The 15,467-nt window shown below is 73.2% G+C and carries 12 protein-coding genes and 2 pseudogenes; 7 read left to right on the top strand and 7 right to left on the bottom strand.

Features of this window, described 5'->3' with window-relative positions; all coding sequences use genetic code 11:
• Positions 1–2: 2 nt before the first annotated feature.
• From tal to pgl, 4 genes are read left to right on the top strand one after another with little or no spacing between them, the layout of a single operon-like run.
• Entirely contained in the window at positions 3–1,121 is a 1,119-nt protein-coding gene (gene tal / locus ACIQVT_RS34410; RefSeq protein ID WP_403763609.1) for a transaldolase, read from the top strand.
• A gap of 1 nt (position 1,122) precedes the next feature.
• Positions 1,123–2,661 (top strand): glucose-6-phosphate dehydrogenase, encoded by a 1,539-nt coding sequence (zwf, locus tag ACIQVT_RS34415; protein WP_403763612.1) that lies wholly within the window; start codon positions 1,123–1,125, stop codon positions 2,659–2,661.
• Positions 2,658–3,719, top strand: coding sequence for a glucose-6-phosphate dehydrogenase assembly protein OpcA (gene opcA, locus ACIQVT_RS34420; protein WP_403763615.1), 1,062 nt, complete (start codon positions 2,658–2,660; stop codon positions 3,717–3,719). Before zwf ends, opcA begins: the two co-directional genes overlap by 4 nt.
• Positions 3,716–4,498, top strand: a complete 783-nt coding sequence (gene pgl, locus ACIQVT_RS34425) for a 6-phosphogluconolactonase (RefSeq protein ID WP_403763618.1) — start codon at positions 3,716–3,718, stop codon at positions 4,496–4,498. Before opcA ends, pgl begins: the two co-directional genes overlap by 4 nt.
• A gap of 69 nt (positions 4,499–4,567) precedes the next feature.
• On the opposite strand, the pseudogene ACIQVT_RS34430 reads toward pgl, so the two are convergent.
• The 6 genes and pseudogenes from ACIQVT_RS34430 to ACIQVT_RS34455 all read right to left on the bottom strand — a co-directional run.
• Positions 4,568–4,732: pseudogene (locus ACIQVT_RS34430) on the bottom strand (LLM class flavin-dependent oxidoreductase); the annotation flags it as partial.
• A 71-nt stretch (positions 4,733–4,803) separates the two neighbouring features.
• Positions 4,804–5,643, bottom strand: a complete 840-nt coding sequence (locus ACIQVT_RS34435) for a carbohydrate ABC transporter permease (RefSeq protein WP_403763620.1) — start codon at positions 5,641–5,643, stop codon at positions 4,804–4,806.
• Positions 5,640–7,001: an ABC transporter permease subunit gene (locus tag ACIQVT_RS34440; RefSeq protein ID WP_403763623.1), complete on the bottom strand. Its 1,362-nt coding sequence runs from the start codon at positions 6,999–7,001 to the stop codon at positions 5,640–5,642. The genes ACIQVT_RS34435 and ACIQVT_RS34440 overlap by 4 nt, the downstream gene beginning before the upstream one ends.
• 8 nt (positions 7,002–7,009) lie before the next feature.
• Positions 7,010–8,335 carry an ABC transporter substrate-binding protein gene (locus tag ACIQVT_RS34445; protein ID WP_403763626.1) on the bottom strand — a complete coding sequence of 442 codons (1,326 nt, stop codon included), beginning with the start codon at positions 8,333–8,335 and terminating at the stop codon, positions 7,010–7,012.
• A gap of 37 nt (positions 8,336–8,372) precedes the next feature.
• Positions 8,373–9,998 (bottom strand): glycoside hydrolase family 13 protein, encoded by a 1,626-nt coding sequence (locus ACIQVT_RS34450; RefSeq protein WP_403763629.1) that lies wholly within the window; start codon positions 9,996–9,998, stop codon positions 8,373–8,375.
• 168 nt (positions 9,999–10,166) lie between these two features.
• Positions 10,167–11,438 carry an ABC transporter substrate-binding protein gene (locus tag ACIQVT_RS34455; RefSeq protein WP_403763632.1) on the bottom strand — a complete coding sequence of 424 codons (1,272 nt, stop codon included), beginning with the start codon at positions 11,436–11,438 and terminating at the stop codon, positions 10,167–10,169.
• A gap of 123 nt (positions 11,439–11,561) precedes the next feature.
• Between ACIQVT_RS34455 and ACIQVT_RS34460 the strand changes: the two genes are divergently transcribed.
• The 3 genes from ACIQVT_RS34460 to ACIQVT_RS34470 all read left to right on the top strand — a co-directional run bounded on the left by ACIQVT_RS34460 (position 11,562) and on the right by ACIQVT_RS34470 (position 15,224).
• Positions 11,562–12,068, top strand: coding sequence for a PadR family transcriptional regulator (locus tag ACIQVT_RS34460; protein WP_403763635.1), 507 nt, complete (start codon positions 11,562–11,564; stop codon positions 12,066–12,068).
• Entirely contained in the window at positions 12,065–12,817 is a 753-nt protein-coding gene (locus ACIQVT_RS34465) for an ABC transporter ATP-binding protein (protein WP_403763638.1), read from the top strand. The genes ACIQVT_RS34460 and ACIQVT_RS34465 overlap by 4 nt, the downstream gene beginning before the upstream one ends.
• 124 nt (positions 12,818–12,941) lie before the next feature.
• Positions 12,942–15,224 (top strand): FtsX-like permease family protein, encoded by a 2,283-nt coding sequence (locus tag ACIQVT_RS34470; RefSeq protein WP_403763644.1) that lies wholly within the window; start codon positions 12,942–12,944, stop codon positions 15,222–15,224.
• Between the two features lie 48 nt (positions 15,225–15,272).
• On the opposite strand, the pseudogene ACIQVT_RS34475 reads toward ACIQVT_RS34470, so the two are convergent.
• Positions 15,273–15,467: pseudogene (locus ACIQVT_RS34475) on the bottom strand (glucose-6-phosphate isomerase); the annotation flags it as partial.

Below are 15,467 nucleotides of genomic sequence, written 5' to 3' on the forward strand. Positions count from 1 at the left end.
CCATGACAGACGCACTCAAGCGCCTCTCCGAGGAAGGCGTCGCGATCTGGCTGGACGACCTGTCGCGCAAGCGGATCACGTCCGGCAACCTCGCCGAGCTGATCGACCAGCAGCACGTCGTCGGCGTCACCACCAACCCGACGATCTTCCAGAAGGCGATCTCCCAGGGCGACGGCTACGACCAGCAGCTGTCGGACCTCGCCGCCCGCAAGGTCACCGTCGAAGAGGCCATCCGCATGATCACGACGGCGGACGTCCGTGACGCCGCCGACATCCTGCGCCCGGTCTTCGACGCCACCGACGGCCAGGACGGCCGGGTCTCCATCGAGGTCGACCCGCGCCTGGCCCACAACGAGCACGCGACCGTCGCCGAGGCCAAGCAGCTGGCCTGGCTGGTCGACCGCCCGAACACCCTCATCAAGATCCCCGCCACCATGGCGGGCGTCCCGGCCATCAGCGAGGTGATCGGCCGCGGCATCAGCGTCAACGTCACGCTGATCTTCTCGCTGGAGCGCTACCGCGCGGTCATGGACGCCTACCTCTCCGGCCTGGAGAAGGCCAAGGAGCGCGGCCTGGACCTGTCCGAGATCCACTCCGTGGCGTCCTTCTTCGTGTCCCGCGTGGACACCGAGATCGACCGGCGCCTGGACGAGATCGGCACCGACGAGGCCAAGGGGCTGCGCGGCAAGGCCGCCCTCGCCAACGCGCGCCTCGCCTACCAGGCGTACGAGGAGGTCTTCTCCTCCGACCGCTGGAACGCGCTGGAGAACGCGGGCGCCAACAAGCAGCGTCCGCTGTGGGCGTCGACCGGCGTGAAGGACCCGGCCTACCCGGACACCCTCTACGTCACCGAGCTGGTCGCGCCGAACACGGTCAACACCATGCCGGAGGCCACGCTGGAGGCCACCGACGACCACGGCGAGATCACCGGCGACACCGTCTCCGGCACCTACGAGCAGGCCCGTGCCGACCTCGACGCGCTGGAGCGGCTCGGCGTCGCCTACGACGACGTCGTGCGCGTGCTGGAGGAGGAGGGCGTCGAGAAGTTCGAGGCGTCCTGGAACGACCTGCTGAAGTCGACCCAGGCGGAGCTCGAGCGCCTTGCCCCTTCGGAGGGCTGAGTTGTCACCCGTTTCCGGTTCCGGAGCGAACCCGCTTCGCGACCCGGCCGACCGGCGGCTCCCGCGCATCGCGGGGCCGTCGGGCCTGGTCATCTTCGGCGTCACGGGCGACCTGTCCCGCAAGAAGCTGATGCCCGCGGTGTACGACCTCGCCAACCGGGGTCTGCTGCCGCCGGGCTTCTCGCTGGTGGGCTTCGCCCGCCGCGACTGGGAGCACGAGGACTTCGCCCAGGTGGTCCACGACGCGGTCAAGGAGCACTCGCGCACCCCGTTCCGTGAGGAGGTCTGGCAGCAGCTCATCCAGGGGATGCGGTTCGTCCAGGGCACCTTCGACGACGACGAGGCCTTCGAGCGGCTGCGCGCCACCATCGGCGAACTGGACAAGGCCCAGGGCACGGGCGGCAACTTCGCCTTCTACCTGTCGGTGCCGCCGCGTTCCTTCCCCGTGGTCATCCAGCAGCTGAAGAAGCACGGCCTGGCCGACCAGTCGGGCGGTTCCTGGCGGCGCGCGGTCATCGAGAAGCCCTTCGGGCACGACCTGAAGTCGGCCGAGGAGCTGAACAAGGTCGTCCACGAGGTGTTCGAGCCGGAGCAGGTGTTCCGGATCGACCACTACCTCGGCAAGGAGACGGTCCAGAACATCCTGGCGCTGCGCTTCGCCAACACGATGTTCGAGCCGATCTGGAACCGGTCCTTCGTGGACCACGTGCAGATCACCATGGCCGAGGACATCGGCATCGGCGGCCGGGCCGGCTACTACGACGGCATCGGCGCCGCCCGCGACGTCATCCAGAACCACCTGCTCCAGCTGCTCGCGCTGACCGCGATGGAGGAGCCCGCCTCCTTCGGCGCGGACGCGCTGGCCGCGGAGAAGACCAAGGTCCTCGGTGCCGTACGGCTGGAGAAGGACCTGGGCCGCAGCACCGTGCGCGGGCAGTACGCGGCCGGCTGGCAGGGCGGCCAGAAGGTCATCGGCTACCTCGAAGAGGACGGCATCGACCCCCAGTCGAAGACCGACACCTTCGCCGCGGTCAAGCTGGGCATCGACAACCGGCGCTGGGCGGGCGTCCCGTTCTACCTGCGCACCGGCAAGCGGCTGGGCCGCCGGGTCACCGAGATCGCGGTGGTCTTCCAGCGGGCCCCGCACTCCCCCTTCGACCACACGGCGACGGAGGAGCTCGGCTCGAACGCGATCGTCATCCGCGTCCAGCCCGACGAGGGCATCACGGTCCGGTTCGGCTCGAAGGTGCCGGGCACCTCGATGGAGATCCGGGACGTGTCCATGGACTTCGCCTACGGCGAGTCGTTCACGGAGTCCAGCCCGGAGGCGTACGAGCGGCTCATCCTGGACGTGCTGCTCGGCGACGCCAACCTCTTCCCCCGCACGGAGGAGGTCGAGCTGTCCTGGAAGATCCTCGACCCGGTCGAGGAGTACTGGGACAAGCACGGCAGGCCCGCGCAGTACAGGTCCGGCACCTGGGGGCCCGCCGAGGCGGACGAGATGCTCGCACGAGACGGACGGAGCTGGCGCAGGCCATGAAGATAGACCTGACCGACACCACCGCCGGCGAGATCAACAAGGCGCTCGTCAAGGGCCGCCGTGCCATCGGCACCCCCGCCGTCGGCATGGTCCTCACCCTCGTCCTGGTCACCGACGAGGAGAACGCCTACGACGCCCTGAAGGCCGCCAACGACGCCTCGCGCGAGCACCCCTCGCGCACGCTGGTGGTCATCAAGCGGGTCTCCCGCGGCCCCCGCGACCGCACGTCCTCACGTCTGGACGCCGAGGTGCGGGTGGGCGTGGAGGCGGGCACCGGCGAGACGGTGGTGCTGCGACTGTACGGCGAGGTCGCCGACCACGCCGACTCCGTCGTCCTGCCGCTGCTGCTGCCGGACGCGCCGGTCGTCGTGTGGTGGCCGGTGGCCGCCCCGCTGGACCCGGCGAAGGACCCGCTGGGCGCGCTGGCCCAGCGCCGGGTCACCGACACCTACGCGGCCGAGCACCCGGTGCGGGAGCTGTCGGCCCGCGCCGAGGCCTACGAGCCGGGCGACACCGACCTGTCCTGGACCCGGATCACGCCGTGGCGCTCGATGCTCGCGGCGGCCCTGGACCAGGTCACGTGCCAGGTGACGGCCGTCGAGGTGGAGGGCGAGGAGTTCAACCCGAGCTGCGAGCTGCTGGCGATGTGGCTCGCGGACCGGCTGGACGTGCCCGTGCGGCGGTCGCCGTCGTCCGGTCCCGGTCTGACGGCGGTCCGGATGGACACCAGTTCCGGGCCGATCGTGCTGGACCGGGCCGACGGCTCGCTGGCCACGCTGACCATCGAGGGCCAGCCGGCCCGCGCGGTGGCGCTCAAGCGGCGGGACACCGCCGAGCTGATCGCGGAGGAGCTGCGCCGGCTGGACCCGGACGACACCTACGCCTCGGCGCTGCGCTACGGCGTGGAGCGGCTGACGACGGTCCCGGAGCAGCAGCCGGCGGCGGACGCGCCCGTCGCCGAGCCGGAGCCGGTCGAGGAGGCCGTGAAGGCCCCCGCGAAGAAGGCGGCCGCCAAGACCGCGAAGAAGGCACCGGCGAGGAAGGCGGCGGCGAAGTGAGCACACCGCAACTGGTCGTCCACCGTGACAAGGAGCTGATGGCGCAGGCCGCCGCGGCCCGTCTGATCACGAAGATCGTGGACGCGCAGGCCTCCCGGGGCGCGGCGTCCGTGGTCCTCACGGGCGGCCGCAACGGCAACGGCCTGCTGGCCGCGCTGGCGGCGGCACCCGCGCGGGACGCCATCGACTGGGGCCGCCTGGACCTGTGGTGGGGCGACGAGCGGTTCCTGCCCGAGGGCGACCCGGAGCGCAACGACACGCAGGCCCGCGAGGCCCTGCTGGACGCGGTGCCGCTGGACCCCGCTCGCGTGCACACCATGCCCGTGTCGGGCGGCGCGCACGGCACGGACGTCGAGGCGGCGGCCGAGGCGTACGCGGCTGAGCTGGCGAAGGCGGCCGGCCCCGAGGACCACGGTCCGGTCCCGGTCTTCGACGTCCTCCTGTTGGGCGTGGGCCCGGACACCCACGTGGCCTCGCTCTTCCCGGAGCTGCCGGCCGTACGGGAGACCGAGCGCACGGTGGTGGGTGTGCACGGCGCGCCCAAGCCGCCGCCGACCCGGATCTCCCTGACCCTCCCGGCGATCCGCTCGGCCCGCGAGGTGTGGCTCCTCGCGGCCGGCGAGGACAAGGCGGAGGCGGTGGCGATCGCCCTGTCGGGCGCGGGCGAGGTGCAGGCACCGGCGGCCGGCGCGTACGGCCGGTCACGCACGCTGTGGCTGCTGGACGCCACGGCGGCCTCGCAGCTGCCGCGGTCGCTGTATCCGCCGGCTTCGCCGTGAGGATGTGACGCGCCACCGGGGCGGCGGGAGTCCTCTCCCGCCGCCCCGGTGCTTTTTCTCCCCCCGTCCGGCGACGGCCAGCGGGGCGTGGTCGGGCAGCATGACACCGCCGGAGCCCAGCCGCAGCCGGTGGGTGTGGGCCGCGAGGTGGGCGAGGACGACGGCGGGGCTGCTGCTGGATATGCAGGGCATGGAGTGGCTCCCGGCGCCCGGTGCGCGGTGCTCCCCTCCCCGGTGCGGCGCGGGGAGGGGAGGGGGCGGGAGGCCCGCCGAGGGGGTCGGAGTTGGCCGGAGATCATCCCGCCTCACTTGACCGACCCGGCCATCACCCCCTGTACGAAGTGCCGCTGGAAGGCGAAGAACACGACCACCGGCACGATCAGCGACAGGAACGCGCCCGGCGCCAGCACATCGATGTTGCTGCCGAACTGCCGTATCTGCGACTGGAGTTGAACGGTGAGCGGCTGGGCGGAGCTGTCGGCGAAGAGGAGGGCGACCAGCATGTCGTTCCAGACCCACAGGAACTGGAAGATGGCGAGCGAGGCGATCGCGGGACGGCCCACCGGCAGCACCAGCCGGGTGAAGATGCGCCACTCGCTGCCGCCGTCCATCCGGGCCGCCTCCAGCATCTCCTTCGGCATCTCGGCGAAGTAGTTGCGCAGCAGGAAGACGGCGAAGGGCAGGCCGTACGCCACGTGGAACAGGACGACCCCGGGAATGGTCCCGAACAGCCCGAGCGCGCCGAACAGTTTGGCCACCGGCAGCAAGCCGATCTGCACCGGCACCACCAGCAGGGCCACCACCAGCAGGAAGAGGGGTTCGCGCAGCGGGAAGTCCAGCCAGGCGAAGGCATACCCGGCGAGGGCCGCGAGGGCGACGACCAGGGTGGTGGCCGGCACCGAGATCAGCACGGTGTTCCAGAACGCCTGGGTGATGCCCGCGTTCTTCAGCAGGGCCGTGTAGTTGTCGAGGGAGAGCCGGCCGGGGTCGGCCAGGGCGGTCCACCAGCCGCCGCGGGCCGTGTCCCCCGCCGAGCGCAGGGAGGAGAGGAACAGCCCGGCGAGCGGGGTGAGCCAGACCAGCCCGATGACCACCAGGGAGGCCTGCACCAGGCCGCTGCCCAGGCCGCGCCTGATCGCGTTCATCGCTGACTCCTTCGGAAACGGCGGACGTTGAACACCATCGCGGGGACGACGAGGAGCAGGAGCAGGACGCCCAGGGCGCTGCCGAGACCCTGGTTGTTGCCGCCGCCGAAGGAGACCAGCCACATCTGGGTGGCGAGGACGGTGGCGTCCTCCTGGACCGGTCCGGGCGCGATGACGTAGACGAGGTCGAAGACCTTCATCACGTTGATGACGAGGGTCACGAAGACCACGGTGAGCACGGGCGCGAGCAGCGGGACGGTGATGCGGCGGAAGATCTGCCACTCGTTGGCGCCGTCCATGCGAGCGGCCTCCAGGGCGTCGCGCGGCAGGGTGGAGAGCCCGGCGCCGATGAGGACCATGGCGAAGCCGGTCCAGATCCACAGGTAGGCGCCGATGATCGCCGGGGTGACGAGGGTGGGGCCGAGCCAGGAGACGCCCTGGTAGGGCGGGGCGAAGTTGGCGGCGGGCAGCCGCACGGCGTACGAGCCGTCGCGCAGGCCGGTGAAGCGGAAGGAGCCGTCGGCGGCGGTGGCCGTGCTCGCGACGGTCCGGCCGTCGCGTACCGCCTCGACCTTCATCCCGGGCAGTCCGCTCTCCCGCGGGTCGACCTTGCCCTGCCTGCCGCCCCCGCCGGGGGTGAAGTCCAGGTAGACGACGCCGCGCAGGTCGCCGGGGGCGGCCCTGGTGCCGGCCGCGGCGGCCGCGGGTGCGGCGTCACGCGGCAGGTCACCGGGCAGGACGCCGACCATCGGGAGGGTGACCGTCTCGCCCGGGGCGGCGCCCGTGCTCGTGCGGTAGGAGCCGTCCCGGTCCTGGGTGAGCGCTCCGGTGCGCCCGCGCGCCGTCGGGTACGTCGAGGTTCCCTCGAAGGCGTCGTGGACGGAGACGACGGCGGCGTTCAGCACGCCCTTGTCGGGGTCCGCGTCGTAGGCGAGGCGGAAGATGATGCCGGCGGCGAGGAAGGACACGGCCATCGGCATGAAGAGGATCAGCTTGAAGGCGGTGGCCCAGCGGACCTTCTCCACCAGGACGGCCAGGATCAGGCCGAGCCCGGTGAGCAGGGCGGGGGCGACGACCACCCAGACGGTCGTGTTGCGGATGGCCTTGAGGGTGGCCGGGTCGCGGAACATCTCGGCGTAGTTGCCGCCGCCGACGAACCGGGTGCCGGAGGCGTCGAAGAAGCTCCGGCCGACGGAGAACAGCACGGGGTAGACGACGAGCGCGCCGAGCAGCAGCAGCGCGGGGAGGACGAAGAGCACGGCGATCAGCCGGGTGCGCCGCCGGCCGCGGCGCACGCGCGCCGGGCCGGCGGCGGCCCGCGGGGCCGCCTGCTCTTTCACGACGGTGGTGGCGGTCATGGCGCGGCTCAGCCCCGGTAGGCCTTGGCAGCGGCGGACTCGAGCTTCGCGGCGGTCCCCTTGGGGTCGGACGGGTCGCGCAGGAAGTCCTGGAGGAGCTTCCACTCGCCGGCGCCCTTGGTGCCGCCGAAGGCCGCCGGTGCCTGGTCGGACATGTCGAAGCGGACCGAGTCGCCGGCGCCGACGAGGGACTTGGCGGTGGCGCGGGTGACGTCGTCGCCGTACCGGTCGAGGGGGAGTTTCCGGTTCGGCGACAGGAAGCCGCCCGCCTTCGCCCACACGGCCGCCGCCTCGGGGGTCGCCAGGTACTCCAGCAGCTTCATGCCGGCCTTGGCGTTCTTGGCGTCCTTGAGGACGACCGCCGCGTCACCGCCGCTGACGACCGGTGCGCTGCCGCCGTCCACCGCGGGGAACGGGAAGAAGTCGGCGTCCTTGCCGATGGCCTTGCCGTACTGGTCGTGGGCGACGCCGGCCACGAAGTCGCCCTCGTAGACCATGCCGGCCCGGGGCTTCGGGCCGAAGACCTTCTCCACCGAGCCGGGGAAGTCGGTGTTCAGTGCCCCGTCGCGGCCGCCCGCGACGAGCTGCTTGTCCTCGAACAGCTTGCCGAGGGTGGTGAGCGCCTTCACGACGCTGGGGTCGGTCCACTTCAGCGTGTGGGCGGCGAGGGCGTCGTACTTCCGGGGGCCGGCCTGGGAGAGGTAGACGTTCTCGAACCAGTCGGTGAGGGTCCAGCCGTCCTGTCCGGCGACCGCGAACGCGGCGAGCCCGGAGTCGGAGACGGTGTGCCCGGCCTTCAGCAGGTCGGCGTACGTCTTCGGCGGCCGGACCCCGGCCGCCGTGAGCGCCTCGGGGCTGTACCAGACGGTCGACTTGTGGGCGGCCTTGAAATAGAGGCCGTACAGGGTGCCGTCGACGCTGCCGTACTTCTTCCACACGGGGGCGTAGTCGGCGTCGACGGTGCGCCGGGCGGTCGGCGAGAGCGGTGTCAGCCAGCCCTTCTTCGCGAACTGCTGGAGCACGCCGACCTGCGGGACCATCACGACGTCGGGCGCGTTGCCGCCCTCGATCTTGCTGCCGACGACGGTGGAGACGTTGTCCCCGGTGGACACGAACTGCGTCTTCGCGCCGGTCCGCTCGGTGAAGGCGTCCAGCACCTTCTGGAAGTTCTTCTGTTCGCTGCCGGACCAGACACCGGCCACGGTGACCGTCTGGCCGCCGAGCGGCTTGTCACCGCCGCCCGCGGAGACGGGGCCGCCGCCGCAGGCGGTGGCGCCGAGGGCGAGCGCCAGGGCGGTGCAGCCGGTGAGCAGGGTGGTGTGTCGTCGCATCATCGTCGACGGACCTTTCCTAGAGGGGAACGGCGGGGGTTCAGAGGTCGGTCAGCCACCAGGCGGCCGTGGACCCGGGCAGCACGCCGGGCGGGCAGGGGCCGTCGCTGGAGAGCAGGGGGGTGCCGGGGACCGGCGCGGGCGTGGGCGCCGTACCGAAGTTGACGGCGCACACCAGACCGTCGCCGCGGACGAAGCCGAGGACGCCGGGCGGGGTGTCGAGCCAGCGCAGGGCGCCCTCGCCGAGCTGGGGCAGCGAGTGCCGCAGCTGGAGTCCGTCGCGGTACAGGTGCCAGAAGGAGCGGGTGTCGGCGAGGGCCCGGTCGGTGGCGTACTCGGCGAAGTACGACGGCTGGGGCAGCCAGGGTTTGGCGCCTTCCGTGCCGGAGGTGAAGCCGAACGGCGAGGCCTGCCCGGACCAGGGCAGCGGCACCCGGCAGCCGTCGCGGATGCGGGCGCGGCTGCCGGTGCGCCGGAAGATCGGATCGGTGAGCACGTCGTCGGGCAGGTCGACGACCTCGGGCAGGCCCAGCTCCTCGCCCTGGTAGATGTACGCGGCGCCGGGCAGCGCCAGCATCAGCAGCGCGGCGGCGCGGGCGCGGGCGGCCCCGGATCCGCCGCCCCCGGTGGTGGGTTCGCCGTAGCGGGTGACGGTGCGGACCTGGTCGTGGTTGTTGAGGACCCAGGTGACGGTGGAGCCGGTGCCGGCGATGTCCTGCATGGCCTCGGAGATGACCTTGCGGAAGGCGTCGGCGTCCCAGGGGGCGCCGAGCAGGTCGAAGAAGAAGGCCTGGTGCAGTTCGTCGGGGCGGACGTACAGGGCGTGTTCGCGGGCGGTGGGCACGGAGACCTCGCCGACCAGGAGGCGTTCGCGGCCGTCACGGCCGGTGTACTCCTCGCAGACGGCCCGCCAGCGGCGCCACACCTCGTGCACCTCGGGCTGGTTCCAGGCGAGCGGGTTGACCGAGTCGCGGGTGCGGGCGTCGGCCTGCGGGTCGTCGGAGTCGGGCAGCTCGGGGTGCTTGAAGAGTCCGGCGGCGACGTCGATGCGGAAGCCGTCCACCCCCCGGTCGAGCCAGAACCGCAGGACGCGCTCGAACTCGGCGGGGACCTCGGGCTCGCGCCAGTTCCAGTCGGGCTGTTCGGGGGTGAACATGTGCAGGTACCACTGGCCGGGGCGGCCGTCGGGCTCGGTGACCCGGGACCAGGCCGGCCCGCCGAACATGGCGTGCCAGTTGTTGGGCGGCTCGCTCCCGTCGGGGCCGCGGCCGTCGGCGAAGTGGAAGCGGGCGCGGGCCGGGCTGCCGGGTCCGCCGGCCAGGGCGGCGCGGAACCAGGGGTGCGCGCTGGAGCAGTGGTTGGGGACGATGTCGAGGAGGACCCTGATGCCGAGCCGGCGGGCCGCGGCCATCAGCAGGTCGAACTCGGCGAGGTCGCCGAAGACCGGGTCGACGTCGCAGTAGTCGGCCACGTCGTAGCCGTGGTCGTGCTGCGGCGAGGGGTAGAACGGGCTCAGCCAGATGCCGTCGACGCCGAGCTTCTTGAGGTACGGGAGCCCGGCCCGGACGCCGGCGAGGTCGCCGATGCCGTCGCCGGTGCTGTCCAGGAAGCTGCGGACGTAGACCTGGTAGATCACCGCGTCCCGCCACCAATGATGCCTGTTCAACCCTGTGAGCCTGTCTCTGAAGGGGGCTGTTATGCATGCATGTTAGGTAGGCGGCGCGCGGGGGTGTCAACGAAGTGCGCGGGAGTTACTGACGAGTTGCGTGGATGAACAGGGACAAATCACCGCACGACGCACGCAGTCGTGATGGCGGCGTTACCTAACAAGTAACTATCGACGGGCGATGGCGTCGAGCTCGCGCGCCAGCCGGCGCACGGCCTGGCCGGGCGTCTGCCGCCCGGTGAGCGCGTCCTGCACGACCGCCTGCACCGCCAGGCTGACCTGGTCGTAGTGCGGGCTCCTGGGGCGCGGCCGGGCGGTCACGACCGCGGTGCGCAGGGTCGGCAGGTAGGGGAACCGCCGCACCAGCGCGGGATCCCGGTACAGCGCGGCGCGCACCGGTGGCAGCGCGCCCCGCACGAGCACCTCGCGCTGCACGGGCGCGCTGGTGAGGTAGGCGATCAGCCGCGCCGCGGAGTCGGGGTGCCGGGCGTGGGCGTTGACCGCGAGGTTCGAGCCGCCGAGGACGCTCGTCCCCGGTCCGTCGGGCCCGGGCAGGGGGACGGCGCCGATCCGCCCGGCGACCTTCGAGCCCGGGGCCGAGGCGACGGCGTACGCGTAGGGCCAGTTGCGCAGGAAGAGCAGCTCACCGTCCTGGAAGGCCCGCTTGGACTCTTCCTCCTTGTACGTCAGCGCCCGCTTCGGTATCCAGCCCTCGCGGACGCCCCGGGCGAGGAAGCCGATGCCCTCGCGGGCCGCGGCGGAGTCGACGGTGACGCGGTTGCCCTCGCCGCCGAGGATGGTGCCGCCCGCCGAGTACACGGCCTCGGCCGCGTTGACGGTGAGCCCCTCGTAGGGCAGGAACTGGCCCGCGTAGCCGCCGAGGCCGTACTTCGGCGCGATGGTCCGCGCGTCGTGCTCCAGCTCGGCCCAGGTGCGCGGCGGGCGCACACCCTCCTTCGCGAGGACGTCCTTGCGGTACAGCAGCAGCCCGGCGTTGGTGACGTACGGCACGGCGTACAGCCGGCCGCGGTACGTCGCCGTGTCCACCACCGGCGGCAGGAAGCTGCGCAGCGGGAAGCGGGCGCGGGGCAGCGGGCTGATCCAGCCGGCCGCCGCGAACTCCGACGTCCAGTCGACGTCGATGTTGAGGACGTCGAACCGGCCCCGGTCGCCGCCGCGCAGGTCGGTCGTCATCTGCGCGTGCGTCTCGTCGGCGGAGTCCGGCAGCTCGACGAGGGTGACCCTCTCCCCCGGGTGCGTCCGGTTCCAGCCCCGCAGCAGCGGACCGAGGTAGCCGGTGAGGTCCCCGGCGGTGGCCAGGGTGAGCGGGCCGCGGCCGCCCCGGGCGGCCTCGTCGGCGCGGGCACCGGAGGCGACGTACCCTGTCATGATCACCGCGAGTACGAGAAGGCCCCTACCGGCGGCGCGCATCCACCGCATAGGTTCCTCCCTGTACACCGGCACCCCGGGCGCCTTCGCCCGGGGACAGAGGCCATGTATACCTGTTAGGTATGCGCGATACTAGGGCCTGGAGCACATGCGGCAGACAGGAGGACAGCACGCGTGCGCCTGCCCCTCCTGGCACTCCTCGCCCGCGGCCCCGCCCACGGCTACGAGCTGAAGCAGGACCTTGAGCAACTGCTGGGCTCCGCGTACCCTCAGCCCAACGTCGGCCAGGTCTACGTCACCCTCGGCCGCCTGGAGAAGTCCGGGCTGATCGAGGGCGAGGACGTCGAGCAGTCGAGCCGGCCCAACAAGAAGGTCTACCGTCTCACCGACGCCGGACGCGAGGCACTGCACGTCTGGTTCGAGGCGACCGAGGACGAGCCGCGGGTGCGGGACGAGTTCTTCATGAAGCTCGCCCTCGCCCCGCAGACCGGTCTCGCCGACCAGGTCACCCTCATCAACCGGCAGCGGCGCCAGTACCTCAACACCATGCGCGTCCTGTCGAAACTGGCCGCGGCCGAGGACCGGGACAACCGAATCGCCCAACTGCTGATCGAGGGCGCGATGCTGCACCTCCAGGCCGACCTCGACTGGCTGGAACGGTGCCAGGAGGAACTGGAATGAGCGAGCACGCCGTGCCCGTGCTGCGGGCCGAGGGGTTGGTGAAGACCCACCACGGCGAGGGCGCGCCCGCGCGCGCCGTGCGCGGGGTCGGCCTCGCCGTGGCGCGCGGCGAGTTCGTGGCGATCACCGGCCCGTCCGGCGCGGGCAAGTCCACGCTGCTGCACCTGCTCGGCGGACTCCAGCGGCCCGACGAGGGCAGCGTCTGGCTCGACGGCCGGTGCACGGACTCCTTCGGCGAGGCCCGCTGGGCGGTGGAGCGCAGGAGGTCCCTCGGGATCGTCTTCCAGTTCTTCAACCTGGTGTCGAACCTCTCGGTCGCCGACAACGTCGAACTGCCCGCCCTGCTGGCCGGCGTCCCGCCGCGCAAGGCCCGCGCCGAGCGTGCGGAGCTCCTCGCCGAGCTGGGCCTGGAGGGCAAGGAGCGCAGCATGCCGGGCGAACTGTCCGGCGGCGAGCAGCAGCGGGTCGCGCTCGCCCGGGCGCTGGTCAACCATCCGCCGCTGCTGCTCGCCGACGAGCCGGCCGGCAGCCTGGACAGCAAGGGCACCCGCGAGGTGATGCGGCTGCTGTCCCGCTTCCACGCGCGCGGGCAGAGCATCGTCCTCGTCACCCACGACGCCCGGCTGGCCAGCGCCGCCGACCGGGTGATCAGCTTCTTCGACGGCCGCATAGCCGACGACGCCACCCTGGACGCCACCCCGGCGCCCCGACGCGGCGGCATCTCCTCGGTACTGGAGCTGAGGGACTGATGGACCGACCGCACACCCACCGGCCGGCGGCCCGCCTCCGCACCGCCCGCCCGGGACCGGCGGGGCGGCCCGCGCCGCGCACCGGACTGCCCGCGGCGTGCGCCGGACTGAGGGGCTGAGCCGGGTGCGGGCCGCTCTGCGCTGGGCGCACTCCGATCTGCGCGCGCACCGCGGCGAGGCGCTGTTCCTGGTGCTCGCCACCGCCGGCATCGTCGCCTCGCTGCTCCTCGCCAGCGCCCTGTTCGGTTACGCCACCAACCCCTGGCAGCGGACCTTCGCCGAGGCGCGCGGGGCGCACGTGTGGTTGCACACCACCCCGGCCGCCGACGCGCGCGCCGTGGCCCGGCTGGACGGCGTCACCGCGGTCGCCGGCCCCTACCGCACCGAGTCCGCCACCCTCGCCGTCCGCGGCACCCGCGCCGCCGTGGAACTGCGCGGCACCCCGCGCGAGCCGGCCGTCGGCCGGCCGCTGCTGACCGCCGGACGCTGGCTGGACCCGGCCGCGCCGGACGGCGTCGTCCTGGAGAGCAGTCTCGCCCGCGCCCTGCTGGCCGAACCCGGCGACACCCTCGCCCTGCCGGGCACCGCCCGCACCCTGACCGTCGAGGGCGTCGCGGACAGCGCCGAACCCCCGTACCGCCCGGGCGAGCAGCCCGGGCTGGTGTGGGCGCTGCCGTCCGCGGTGCGCGCCCCCGGCGGCCAGGTGGTCGGGCTGCGGCTGGGGAACCCGGCCGACACGGACTACGCCGTGCAGCGCGCCGTCACCGTGCTCGGCGCGGGCGTGGTCGGCGAGGTCTCCACCTGGCAGCAGGCCCGCGCCGCCGCGCAGGGCGAGAACCGCCTGCTGGGGCAGGTGCTCGGGCTGTTCGGGCTGGGTGCCCTGATCGCCGCCGGGCTCGCGGTGCACGGCGCGATCGCCACCCGTATCCGCGGACACCTGCGGGACCTGTCGGTGCTGAAGGCGATCGGTTTCACGCCCGGGCAGGTGGTACGGATCTTCCTGCTCCAGCACCTGGCGTACGCGCTGCTCGGCGCCGTCGCGGCGACGGCGCTCACCGAGGCGCTGGGCAGCCGGGTCCCGGGACGGCTCGGGGACGCGGTCGGCGTCTGGCAGGGGCTGCCCGGGCACAGCGTGGCGCTGTCCGCGGTGCCGGCGGCGGCGGTGCTGTTCATCGGCCTGACGACGGGGCTCGCGGCCTGGCGGGCGGGCCGGGTGCCACCGGTGCCGGTGCCGCGCCCGGCCGGCCCGGGGGGCGGCCGGCTGACCGGGCCGGCCAGGCGGGCGCTCGGTCTGCGGTTGCCGGCCGCGCTGGTCCTCGGCTGCCACAAGGCGTTCGCGGGACGCGGCCGCTCCCTGGCGACCGTGGCCCGGCTGACGCTGCCGCTGCTGCTCATCGTGGTGGCGCTCAGCGCGTGGACCACCCTCGACCGCTTCCACGGCAGCCCCGAACGGATGGGGCTGCCCACCGCGCTCACGGTCCGCTCGGACGGCACACCGGCCCCGGCCGGCCTGCGGGCCCTGCTGACCCGCGATCCCGGGGTCGCCGCCGCCTACCCCGGCGTGGAGGTGGCCGCGCTGGTCCCCGGGCAGACCGGGACCATCGCGCTGCGCGGCATCGGCACCCGCGCCGAACCGTGCCCCCGCGTCCTCGCCGAGGGCCGCGCCGCCCGCGGGCCGGACGAGGCGGTGGCCGGCCAGGGCCTGCTCGACCTGCTGCACGCGCGGGTCGGCGACTGGGTGCGGATGACGGTGGGCGACCGGCCGCAGATCCTGCACATCGTGGGCCGCGCCATCGAACCCCAGAACGCCGGACGGGTCGTGACCACGTCCCTCGACACCCTCCGCGAGAACGATCCTGGCGTGTCCGCGGCCTTCTGGGAACTGCGGCTGCGTCCCGGCGCCGACCCGCGGCGGGTGGCCGCCGCCCTCACCGCGGCCGGCCGGGGCCACCTGGACGTGCATCCCGTGACCAACCCGGCCGACGGGCTGTCCCCGCTGCGCGCGGTGGTCGCCGGGCTGATCGCCGTGCTGGCCCTGATCGGTCTGGTCGAGCTGCTCACCGCGATCGGCGGCACCGTCCGCGAGGGCGAGCGGGACGTGCTGGCGCTCCGGGCGATCGGGATGTCACCGCGGCAGATCACCGGGATCGCCGTCACCGCGACGAGCTGTACGACGCTGGCGGCGGCCGTCGCCGCCGTGGCGCTGGGGCTGCCACTGGCCCGCCGGCTGATCGACGCCCAGGGCGGCTCCAGCGGTATCGGCGCCGGGATCGCCCAGTACCCCGCGCCGGGGCTGCTGCTCCTGCTGGGCTCGGCCGCGGTACTGGGCGCAGCGGCGCTGGCCGCGGTGCCGGCGGCCCGGGCGGCCCGCCGGCGCCTCGCGGACACGCTGAGCGCGGTGGGCTGAACCCGGCCCGGCGGAGCGGTCCCGCCGGGCCGGACGGCGCCGGGGCGCTCAGCTCCTGCCGCGCAGTTCCCGGTAGGTGGCGACGAGGGCCTTGGTGGAGGGGTCGAGGCCGGGTACGTCGGTGCCTTCGGTGAGGGCGGGCTCGACGCGTTTGGCGAGGACCTTGCCCAGCTCCACGCCCCACTGGTCGAAGGAGTCGATGTTCCACACCGCTCCCTGCACGAACACCTTGTGCTCGTACAA

The sequence above is a fragment of the Streptomyces sp. NPDC100445 genome (assembly GCF_044759735.1).
Taxonomy (GTDB): domain Bacteria; phylum Actinomycetota; class Actinomycetes; order Streptomycetales; family Streptomycetaceae; genus Streptomyces.

Excerpts from the sequence above, each read along its gene's own strand:
- tal (WP_403763609.1), top strand. The coding sequence starts at position 3 with ATGACAGACGCACTCAAGCGCCTCTCCGAGGAAGGCGTCGCGATCTGG.
- opcA (WP_403763615.1), top strand. The coding sequence starts at position 2,658 with ATGAAGATAGACCTGACCGACACCACCGCCGGCGAGATCAACAAGGCG.
- ACIQVT_RS34435 (WP_403763620.1), bottom strand. The coding sequence starts at position 5,643 with ATGAACGCGATCAGGCGCGGCCTGGGCAGCGGCCTGGTGCAGGCCTCC.
- ACIQVT_RS34440 (WP_403763623.1), bottom strand. The coding sequence starts at position 7,001 with ATGACCGCCACCACCGTCGTGAAAGAGCAGGCGGCCCCGCGGGCCGCC.
- ACIQVT_RS34445 (WP_403763626.1), bottom strand. The coding sequence starts at position 8,335 with ATGATGCGACGACACACCACCCTGCTCACCGGCTGCACCGCCCTGGCG.
- ACIQVT_RS34455 (WP_403763632.1), bottom strand. The coding sequence starts at position 11,438 with ATGCGGTGGATGCGCGCCGCCGGTAGGGGCCTTCTCGTACTCGCGGTG.
- ACIQVT_RS34465 (WP_403763638.1), top strand. The coding sequence starts at position 12,065 with ATGAGCGAGCACGCCGTGCCCGTGCTGCGGGCCGAGGGGTTGGTGAAG.